At 57.5% G+C, this 10158-nt stretch carries 9 protein-coding genes, 2 pseudogenes and 1 riboswitch; of the genes and pseudogenes, 8 read left to right on the top strand and 3 right to left on the bottom strand.

Features of this window, described 5'->3' with window-relative positions:
* Positions 1–89 (top strand): transposase (locus CFR79_RS14535; RefSeq protein ID WP_181417457.1); only part of this gene is annotated, 89 nt, incomplete at its 5' end.
* Between the two features lie 220 nt (positions 90–309).
* On the top strand, positions 310–1212 hold the full coding sequence (locus CFR79_RS14530) for a LysR family transcriptional regulator (protein ID WP_110548378.1): 903 nt from the start codon (positions 310–312) through the stop codon (positions 1210–1212).
* A gap of 198 nt (positions 1213–1410) precedes the next feature.
* Here CFR79_RS14530 and CFR79_RS14525 read toward each other — a convergent pair whose 3' ends face one another.
* Together CFR79_RS14525 and CFR79_RS14520 are read right to left on the bottom strand one after the other, a co-directional pair.
* Positions 1411–1740: a DUF6525 family protein gene (locus CFR79_RS14525; protein ID WP_110548377.1), complete on the bottom strand. Its 330-nt coding sequence runs from the start codon at positions 1738–1740 to the stop codon at positions 1411–1413.
* Positions 1733–2965 (bottom strand): GTP-binding protein, encoded by a 1233-nt coding sequence (locus CFR79_RS14520; RefSeq protein ID WP_110548376.1) that lies wholly within the window; start codon positions 2963–2965, stop codon positions 1733–1735. The genes CFR79_RS14525 and CFR79_RS14520 overlap by 8 nt, the downstream gene beginning before the upstream one ends.
* Positions 2966–3034: 69 nt before the next feature.
* Here CFR79_RS14520 and CFR79_RS14515 point away from each other — a divergent pair, with 69 nt between their 5' ends.
* The gene (locus CFR79_RS14515; protein WP_110548375.1) at positions 3035–3628 is read left to right on the top strand and encodes a DUF1826 domain-containing protein; all 594 of its coding nucleotides are present in this window, start codon (positions 3035–3037) and stop codon (positions 3626–3628) included.
* A gap of 182 nt (positions 3629–3810) precedes the next feature.
* Here the strand turns inward: CFR79_RS14515 and CFR79_RS14510 are convergent.
* Positions 3811–4311: pseudogene (locus tag CFR79_RS14510) on the bottom strand (IS5 family transposase); the annotation flags it as partial.
* Between the two features lie 224 nt (positions 4312–4535).
* A riboswitch (cobalamin riboswitch) is annotated at positions 4536–4754 on the top strand.
* 119 nt (positions 4755–4873) lie between these two features.
* On the opposite strand from CFR79_RS14510, the gene CFR79_RS14505 reads away from it, so the two are divergent.
* The 5 genes and pseudogenes from CFR79_RS14505 to CFR79_RS14485 all read left to right on the top strand — a co-directional run.
* Positions 4874–6973 carry a TonB-dependent receptor plug domain-containing protein gene (locus CFR79_RS14505; RefSeq protein WP_110548374.1) on the top strand — a complete coding sequence of 700 codons (2100 nt, stop codon included), beginning with the start codon at positions 4874–4876 and terminating at the stop codon, positions 6971–6973.
* A gap of 13 nt (positions 6974–6986) precedes the next feature.
* Positions 6987–7814, top strand: coding sequence for an ABC transporter substrate-binding protein (locus CFR79_RS14500; RefSeq protein WP_258373645.1), 828 nt, complete (start codon positions 6987–6989; stop codon positions 7812–7814).
* Positions 7815–7831: 17 nt separating this feature from the next.
* Positions 7832–8818 carry a FecCD family ABC transporter permease gene (locus CFR79_RS14495; RefSeq protein WP_408884597.1) on the top strand — a complete coding sequence of 329 codons (987 nt, stop codon included), beginning with the start codon at positions 7832–7834 and terminating at the stop codon, positions 8816–8818.
* Entirely contained in the window at positions 8815–9573 is a 759-nt protein-coding gene (locus CFR79_RS14490; protein ID WP_110548371.1) for an ABC transporter ATP-binding protein, read from the top strand. Before CFR79_RS14495 ends, CFR79_RS14490 begins: the two co-directional genes overlap by 4 nt.
* Positions 9555–10158: pseudogene (locus CFR79_RS14485) on the top strand (hypothetical protein); the annotation flags it as partial. The gene CFR79_RS14490 and the pseudogene CFR79_RS14485, both read left to right, overlap by 19 nt.

Below are 10158 nucleotides of genomic sequence, written 5' to 3'. Positions count from 1 at the left end.
GGTCGCCCAGCTATTTTGCAGCCTCATGCGGCGGTGCGCCCCTGTCCATCATCCGGCAGTATATCGAGCAGCAGAGAACGCCAGATTGAAACGCCGGAATGGCCCTATCTCCGGCCTGAACGCCGGAGCTTGCGGGCCTGCAAAGAGGGTCACATTGCAGTCCATAGTGAAAGCGGTCGTGAATGTTGTTGGAGACCATGGGCTGCGTCCGCATGAATGATTGGTCCCTCATAATAGAAGTTTATAAAAATGAACTGAAATGATATATTTTTATGGCTATATGAATTTCGTGCATTTATCGGACCAAACATGGGCATTCTGGAACGCAGTCATCTGACAATCATTCGGGAAGTTGCACGGGAAGGTTCGTTGACGGCTGCCGGAACGCGTCTGAACCTGACCCAACCAGCACTCAGCCATTCCATTCGCAAGATTGAACAGCAGCTTGGTGTCAGGATATGGCGGCGGGAGGGGCGATCCCTTGTTCTTACTCAGGCCGGTGAATGGCTTTTGTCCCTGGCGAACCGTCTGCTCCCGCAGTTTGAACTGGCGGAAAGCCGTATTGAACAATTCGCAAATGGCGGGCGCGGTACATTGCGCATCGGAATGGAATGTCATCCCTGTTATCAGTGGCTTCTGAAGGTCGTTTCACCCTATCTGGAAAGATGGCCCAAGGTCGATGTGGATGTGCGACAGAAATTCCAGTTTGGCGGGATCGGTGCATTGTTCAGTAATGAGATCGATATTCTGGTGACCCCTGATCCGCTGTATAAACCCGGTCTGAAATTCACGCCAGTATTTGACTATGAACTGGTGCTGGCTGTTGGTCCGGAGCATCCTCTTCGGAAGGCAAAATTTGTTTTACCGGAGCAGTTGGCAGATGAAACATTGATTACCTATCCGGTTCCGTCCGAGCGACTCGATATTTACACGCAGTTTCTGCAACCGGCAGGGATTGGACCACGACAGCAGAAGCAGATTGAGACGACGGATATCATGCTGGTGATGGTCACCCATGGAAGGGGGGTTGCGGCGCTTCCTCGCTGGCTTGTGGAAGAATATTCCTCACGTTTTGAACTTTATCCGGTGAAACTTGGCAAACAAGGCATTGCGAAACAGATATTCCTTGGTCATCGGGAAACCGATGATAACACTCGTTATCTCTGCAATTTTATTGAATTTGCGGCTTCTCCTCACTTGGTCGTGTCCTGAGACCGTCTTGGGTGTCTTTAACCTGTTATGACAGGCACATGAGCGACCGTGCCCACGGTCGCTCATGTGAGATACCGCGCTTAATATCTGCTAGCCTGATCACGTTTTCTAGCAGCCTGTCAGGGAAAGTGCCTGTTTCATCTCCTTTTTCTATCCATACAATATGAGAAGTATTTCAAGATCTAACAGGACCAAATTTTATCTCAGTACTGACACGCAGGCTGCATCATGCGGCAGGACCACACCGTAGGCTTCGCTATAGCGCGAAGCAAAAGCTTCCCGCTCCAGCCTCTCGCAATAGTCAAGATACCGGATCAGGGCCCGCTCGGCGCGCGTTGTGCGGCCATAGAGCCTTTTATAATGCTGCCACAGCATCATCACATTGACCGACCAGGCATCATATGCATGCGCTGCTACCCGTTTACGGATTGCTGCGGGAAGCGCGTCAAAGGCCGCCCAGTCATTACCCTCATACCGCCGCCACATCTCGTGCCGTAAGGTCCGCTCGTTATCCGCCAGCCTACGCATCCGCCATTTCTCCGTTCGCCCAAGCCGGGAATGGGTCAGCCAGATGGGCAAACAGCAGCGGGTCAAACCGCTCCAGATCAAGCTCCGGTACAAGGCAGGCATCCAGAGCCGCGCGAAGGGCAGTATCGTCCATCTCCGGTGTGCCGATAAATACGATTTCCTGTCGGCGGTCCCCATAAACCGCGTCCCATTTCGACAGGATCAGGTCCCGCCATTCATCACTGTCCGGCCACTGGTTTTTGGGTATTGTCACCCACCAGCGGCCCATGGCCTGCGTGCGCACGAGCGCACCAGCCTGCCCCAGCTCGCCCACCCATTGTGGGCGGGTCGCCAGCCAGAAATGGCCTTTCGCCCGGATCACGCCCGGCCACGCAGAGTCGATAAAGGCCTTGAACCGTTCGGGCACCAGCGGACGGCGGGCGCGCCAGACAAAGGTGTGAATGCCATATTCCTCGGTCTCGGGAACATGATTCCGAAATTCGAAAAGCTCTTTGTACCACAGCGGATGCTTATGGGCCCGATCGTAATCGAAGCGGTGCGTATCCAGAATGCGCGTGCAGGGCACGACGCCCTGGTCCGTTTCGATAATATCCGCATCGGCGTTCAGGGCCTGGATAACCTGCCGCGCGGCCTCGCGCTGCGCCGCGGTTGCACTCGAGACCTTGTTCAGCACAACGACATCGGCAAACTCGATCTGCTCGACCAGCAGGTCAACCAGCGCCCTGTCATCCCCATCGCCTGCCGTCTCGCCCCGATCGCGCAGGAAATCCGTTGAAGCGTAATCTTTCAGCAGGTTGACGGCATCGACCACCGTTACCATCGTATCCAGCCGCGCGATGTCAGACAGGCTTTCGCCCGCCTCGTCACGAAATTCGAATGTCGCCGCAACCGGAAGGGGTTCCGCAATTCCTGTCGATTCAATCAGCAGGTAATCGAAGCGCCCTTCTTCCGCAAGCCGCCTTACTTCCAGCAGCAGATCATCGCGCAATGTGCAGCAGATGCAGCCATTACTCATTTCTACCAGCGTTTCATTTGTTCGGGACAGATCGCTGCCTTCGCGTACCAGATCCGCGTCAATGTTCACATCGCTCATGTCATTGACGATCACCGCGACTTTCCGGCCTTCGCGATTATTGAGCACGTGATTGAGGAGCGTTGTCTTGCCAACTCCCAGAAAGCCGGAAAGAACTGTTACCGGAAGTCCTTCGCGCATGACGGATACCATTCATTCGGTTGCGATCCGCCGAACTTATATGTTACGTTATAATATAACAATCCCTAAAAGGACTTCGACATGAGATCGGCCTGCCCGACCCGTCAGCACCTTGCCATTCCGGCACCATTCCAGGACATCGACAGAAGCGACTGTTTCATCGTTCAGGAAGAACGTCACATGGGGCAGGACGTCACGCAGGCTGCAGCATCATGGAATGCCCATGGCCCGGATCTGTTTCTGCGTCGAGGCACCATTAAAATTCTTGAAACCGGGTTGCGCGCCGTTCTGCCAGCAGGCACGCAGGCGCTTGTAGAAGACGCCCTGAAGCTTGCCCGTCGTTATCAGCGTCTGTCAGGTACGGCCGAACTTCGCTTCCGACTGGAAAAGATCCCTCATGACAGTTGCCGCCGCTTTCATGTTGATCAGGTCCCATTACGTTTCCTGTGCACCTACACCGGTCCCGGGGTTCAATGGAAATACGCTGACAGTGAGACTATCCATGAAACGCCAGCGGGCTGGATCACCCTTCTGAAAGGGCGCTTATACCCCGGTTGGTCGACAAAGGGGGCGGTGCTTCACCGTTCGCCGCCTCTCTCCGATCTCCTGGTGCCTGTCACACGCCTGCTTCTGACCCTTGACCATCCTGACGCGTGTGGCATGGGACGGCAATGACGCCTTGCACGCCGTAGCGTCCAGGCTCCTTTCGGCTGGAATCCTTACCCTTCAGGATAACGTGACGACACTCAATATCATCGTCTGGCTTACATTTGTGCATGCAATTTCATCGTGTGGTGCTGGCAGGCCAGGACGTGTCGTCAGTTAGCTTCGATGATAGCGGAGATGAGTTGCACTGCTGCGATGAAGGTCTTGGGATCAACTTCATCGAGCAATGGCTCTGCTTCAGTGATGTCCGCCCTTTGCCCGGGTGTCAGGGAAAGCGCCACAGCCTTTCCCGCGGCATCGACAATGGCATGGATTTTGGTAGTCAGTCCGCCACGGGATCGGCCGATGGCCTGACCCCCCCCTTTTTTACAGGCGCCTGCGCTATGCTGGTGAGCGCGGACAATCGTGCTGTCGATCATCATATATTCGTTGTCATGGTCAGCAGCTAGATGCCGGAAAATCCGTTCGATCACACTGCTTTCACACCAGCGATGCAGCCGCCGGTGCACGTTCTTCCAGTCTCCAAAGCGGACAGGCAGGTCACGCCAGGGAATGCCTGCGCGATAACGATACAGCACGGCTTCGATAAACAGACGGTTATCCGCAGCCCTCCCACCGACATGACCTTTGCGACCCGGGAGAGGGTCCTTTATCTGCTCCCACTGACCGTCGCTCGGACCATACCGTCGCATTCACACTCGCTCCGAAAAACAGGGAGAAAACATCACAGATCAGGCAGGAGTACAAGCGGCAGAATCTTCCCGCTTAACTGACGACACGCCCTCGCGAAGTCAGCATGTCAGGCGTGATACATTTTATCGGAAATATCCTGTGATTCATCAATCTGGCTGAAAATAACTGCAATCCTGACAGGATACTGAAAGATTGAATGCGGGTTGACAAGAACGCCCCATCCGATCAGAACCGTTCCGACGGTGTCCCCTTTCGGGGGGATGAAAAGGGAACAGAGTGCGGATCACGATCCAATGCTCAGGCTGCCCCCGCAACTGTAAACGGTCTGTCCTTGCAATACCGGATGTCTTGATCCGGGCCACTGGAAACCGCGGTTTTCCGGGAAGGTTAAGCAGGATGTCACGCCGTGAGCCAGGAGACCTGCCGTCATGATGGTTGCGACCGGGAACTGTCGGGCGGGGTGTCCTGACGGTGTGGTGTTACGGGCTTTCCTGCGGATCTGAAGTCCTGTGGCAACGCGCTCTCGTGGCAACGATGATGTGACCGCGAGATCTGAACCAGATGATCCTGTTCCGTAATCTGCTGATTGCTTCCACTACGTTGATGACCATGGGAGCTGCAGTGGCGCGTGCCGATGATTCAGTCAGACAGCATAAGCCGCAAAAACCGTCCGCCAACCAGTACGTCGTCGAGAATAAAAAATCGAAAGCCGTTGTTTCTCTGGGAGATACCGGTCTTCCCGAACTGATCAGCGTCAGTGCAGCACGTCGGCCAACCTCCACTGATGATATCGGCACCAGCATGACCATCATCACCGAAAAGCAGATCCAGACCCAGCAGCGGCGCAGCCTGACGGATATCCTGGTGCGTCAGCCTGGTCTGAATGTGGTGCAGACCGGCGGTACGGGAGGCACTTCATCCATCTTCATGCGCGGCAATAATTCTAACGAAGTAAAAGTCCGTCTGGATGGCATGGACATCAACGATGGCAGTTCAACAAATGGCATGTTTGATGCCGGTCAGTTCGTAACCGATGGCATGGGACGGATCGAAATCCTGCGAGGTCCGCAAAGCGGTCTCTATGGCGCGGACGCCATGGCAGGGGTCATCGATATTACTACGGCGCAGGGACAGGGACGCTTCAGGCCGTTTGTCAGGATTGAAGGCGGTGGTTACGGCACCTTCAACCAGACCTTTGGTGCGCGAGGCAGCAAGGGGCGGTTCCATTATAATGTTGAGTTCTCCCATTACCGGATGGATGGGTTCAACAATATCCCCTCCTACATCGAACGGTATTATGGTGCTGACCGGCAGCAGCGCCATGAGGGCAACCGCAATGACAACCGCAGCGTCAATATCAGGCTGGGTTATGACGTAACCCGCAATCTTGACCTTGGCCTGACGGCACGTCTGATACAGGGCAACAACCATTCATATTCATTGTATGATCTGCAGAGTGAGAACCTTTACGGCGATAAAGGCGTGAGGGAACAGACCAATCAGAACGAGGCTATTGTGCGTGGAACAGCCCATCTGGTGTCATTCCATGGACTGTTCGATCAGGTGCTTGGCCTTGGTTACATGACCAATCGCAACCGCTGGACGGAGACAGGCACAAGTTACGGCAGTCCGGTCAATTCCGACCCTGATTATTACCGTTCCAGCCGACTGAAGGTGGACTGGCACGGTACGTTCAATTTCAGACAGTATGGTCAGCTTCTGATCGGGGCCGAACATTTCCATGACACGTTCAATACCAGCCATACAGCCGCCGATATGTGGGATAGTGGATACAATACATCCGCCAGCATGGATACGACCGCCGGTTACGGGCAGTATCAGGGGAACTGGAATCATATTCTGTACGGCGCCGCCAATATCCGCTACGATGCCAACTCACGCTATGGCAACCACGTGACATGGCGTGTCGCGCCTGCGATCCATGTGCCGGGCACAGGAACGATCATCAAGGCCAGCGCCGGTTCGGGCTTCCACGGCCCATCGCTGTACCAATTATTCGCCAATCAGGCAGGCGTGGGATATTCGGAAAAAGGCAATCCGAACCTGAAGGCTGAACAGCTGATCGGCTATGACGCGGGGGTGGAACAGAAACTTCTGCATGATCGCCTGAACTTCGGCGCGACATGGTATGACAACAGGGTCCGGAACCTGATCCAGTCCTCGCTTTCGATTGATTCGTCATATGACTACAATTATTCCTACGCCAATGTTGCGAAGGCACGGATGTATGGCGTGGAAGCTTTCCTGAACTGGAAAGCGCTGAGCAATCTGGAATTCAATCTCAGCTATACCTGGACCCATGCCCGGGATGAAACCAGTAACGTCGAACTGCAACGCCGTCCGCAGCACAAGTTCAACTTCAATACGACATGGACCCCTATCCGCGACCTAACATTTTCTGGAAATATCCTGTACACCAGCGGATGGCGTGACCTGCCGGTCATTGGCAGCGAGACGTGCAGCACCTGTGCCAAGGGGCATGGATATTTTACCATTGATGTAGCCGCCAACTATAAAATCAACCGCTATGTTTCCGTCTATGCCCGCGCCGACAACCTGCTGAACCGCCAGTTCGAGGACCCGATCGGCTACCTGCAGCCGGGGCGCGCCGGTTATGGCGGGTTTACGCTGAATTACTGACATGAAGGGCATGATGGCAGCGATTGTGGCCGGTTTTCTTGCCTGTGTCCCATTGACGCAGGCTCTGGCGCTGCCACGCGTGGCCTCGCTCAATCTCTGCACCGACCAATTGCTGCTTATGCTGGCTGAACCGGGCCAGATCGTGGGGATCACGCCACTGGCCCGGGACTGCTGGAACGCGGTATTGTGCGAGCAGGCGCGACATGTTCCGGTGTTGCGGCCCACGGCGGAAAATGTCGTGGCGTCCCATCCCGATGTCGTGCTCGGCGGCGTCTACACGGCGGCCGTCGCGATGCAGGCGGGACGGGAAGGGGGAGCACAGGTGATCGCGTTGCCGCCCGCCAGATCCCTGACGGACATCCCGGGCCAGATCATGACAGTCGCCAACGCCATCGGCGTCCCTGAACGGGGGCGGCAACTGGCCACGGCCTTTGCCACGCGCCTGGCCTCCCTTTCGGTCGCGCGGAGTTCCACCGATCCCACGGCGGCTGTCTACGCCGCCAATGGCTTTGTCACCCATGCGGGTTCGCTCCCGGATGATGTCCTTGCCCATGCCGGCTTTCGCAATTACGCAACGCTCATGGGGCATCAGGCCTCTTCCCGCTTTTCCATGGAACTGCTGATCGCGCAGCCGCCCGACCTGCTGATCCTTGACCGCTCGGGGAAGGGGACGTCCCTTGCCCAGTCCATGCTGGACCATCCGGCGCTGAAGCAGGCCTTTGCCGGAGCGCATCATCTGGATCTGCCCGCACGGCTGTGGCTGTGTGGCCTGCCGCAGACACTGGACAGTGTCGTCATGCTGCGTAACGCACGTCACAACCTTGAAATGTCCGCCCCGTGAAATCAGCCCACAAGACCCTGCTGCTGAATGCCGTGCTCCTGACTGGTGTTATCGGCCTGTTTGGAGCGTCGCTCATGTGGGGAGAAACCCGCGTCATGTTTTCACATGCGCTCGCGGACATTCTGGCGGGACGGCACAGTGCCGGGGCAATTATTATAGCGCGTCTTCGTCTGCCGCGCACGCTTCTTGCCGTGATGGTGGGCGGGATGCTGGGCCTGTCGGGTGCGGTGCTGCAGGGATATTTGCGCAATCCGCTGGCCGATCCCGGCATTCTGGGGGTATCGGGAGGGGCGGCACTGGGGGCAGTCAGCGTGTTCTATACCGGTCTCATGCAGGTTTCCATCGCGGCCCTGCCGCTGGGTGGCCTGACGGGTGCGTTATGTGCGGCTGCTGTGCTGATGGGGCTGGTGGGACGCGGGGGCACGCTGGTGCTGCTGCTGGCGGGGGCGGCGCTCAGCAGTTTTGCGGCGGCCCTGACGGCGCTGGTGCTGAACCTTGTGCCCAGCCCCTATGCGTCATTCGAGATCATGCACTGGCTCATGGGGTCGCTGACGGACCGGACCTTTACCCACGTCTGGATCTGCCTGCCCGGTGTTGTGTGCGGCACGCTGCTCATGCTGTCTGCAGGCCGTGCGCTGGATGCGCTGACATTGGGGGAGGACGTGGCGGAAAGCCTTGGGTTCCGGCTGCATGGCCTGGGGGGTATCCAGACGCGTATCGTGCTGGGGGCGGCGCTGGCCGTGGGATCATGCGTGGCGGTTTCGGGGGCGATCGGCTTTGTGGGGCTGGTGGTGCCGCATCTGTTACGGCCGCTGACGGGATACCAGCCATCGCGTCTGCTTGTGCCATCGTTTCTGGGGGGCAGTCTGCTGCTGTTGCTAGCGGACATGGTGGTGCGTCTGGTGGCGGTCGGACCCGAACTGCAACTGGGCGTATTGACCGCGCTGCTCGGCGCGCCGGTTTTCTTCACCCGGGTCATCATGCTGAAAAGAACCGTATCATGATCCTGCTGCAGGCACGCGACGTCTCACTCAGGCGTGGGGATCGGGCCGTCGTCTCGGCCGCGTCCCTGACTCTTGCGAAAGGACGGGTCATTGGCCTGATCGGGCCGAATGGCGCAGGGAAAAGCACTTTCATGCGACTGCTGGCAGGGCTGGAGACTCCCGATTGTGGGGATATCCAGCTTCTGGATCGCGGCATGGGCCAGATTTCCCCGGCGCTGCGCGCTCGGCAGCTTGCCTTCATTCCGCAGGACGGGGGCGCACCACCGCCCATGCCGGTGCGTGCGCTGGTCGCACTCGGGCGTCTGCCGCATGGGCAGGCGGATGATCATGCCGCCCGTCACCCGGCCGTGGGCCATGCCCTTGATGTTACCGGTCTGCTGGACCTGTGTGCCCGCCCGGCCAGCCACCTGTCAGGTGGGGAACGGGCGCGCATGAACCTGGCGCGTGCGCTGGCGACCGACACACCGGTCATACTGGCCGATGAGCCGATCGCGGCACTCGACCCGGCACATGCTCTGTCCATGATGCGGCTGTTCCGACAGCAGGCCGGGCAGGGGAAGGGGATTGTCATCGTGCTGCATGATCTGGTGCTGGCGACCCGCTTCTGTGATGAACTGGTGCTGATGGACGACGGCGCCGTCATCCGTCACGGACCGCCCACGCAGGTGCTGGATGATGACATCATGCGCACCGTTTATGAGGTCACGGTGCGACGGGTCGAGAACGCGGTCCTTCCATGGACTTTGTGCCGTTAATGTATGCGGCGTGTCATGACGACATGCCGGAAGGCGAGTCCTCGCGCCATTATTCATCAATCCATTCCCGACACCCAACCCGGCTTCTGACGGCGACACTGGGTGTTCCGTTTGCCAGTGAGGGTCGGGGAGTCGCCTTCCTGCGCGCAGCCGGCATTTCCCATATCGCGACGGCCAATAGCCCCTGGCACAGCAGGATCGTACAGACTGCCAGGATGTTTGGTGTTGCGACTGACGATACGGTACTGGCCTGCGAATCCGTGAATGGTGAATACCGGCAGCCCCTCCTGAGACAGGCACAACCATTTCATCTTGTTCATAACTGGCCTTACGACGTGTTTGTCGCGGCGCGGCGGCAGGGTATCACGACCCGGCCCATTCTATTGGGGCCAGTCAGTTTTCTCGCCTTATGCGGCATGACGAAGGAAGACAATATTGGTCAGGGCCTAATGCGCCTGTTGCTGGCCTATATTGAATGCCTCGAACAGAAGTGGCCCCCATTTTTCGGACAGGGCGGTAAGCTATCATCTGGCCTGAACGAGGACGGGTTTTATGGGCAAGGTTACGCGGAAACGGTATGCGGCG

This window comes from Komagataeibacter saccharivorans (assembly GCF_003207825.1).
In the GTDB taxonomy this organism is placed as follows: Bacteria; Pseudomonadota; Alphaproteobacteria; order Acetobacterales; family Acetobacteraceae; genus Komagataeibacter; species Komagataeibacter saccharivorans.
The sequence above is the reverse complement of the archived record's forward strand: the minus strand, read 5'-3'. Positions and strand labels throughout refer to the sequence as shown.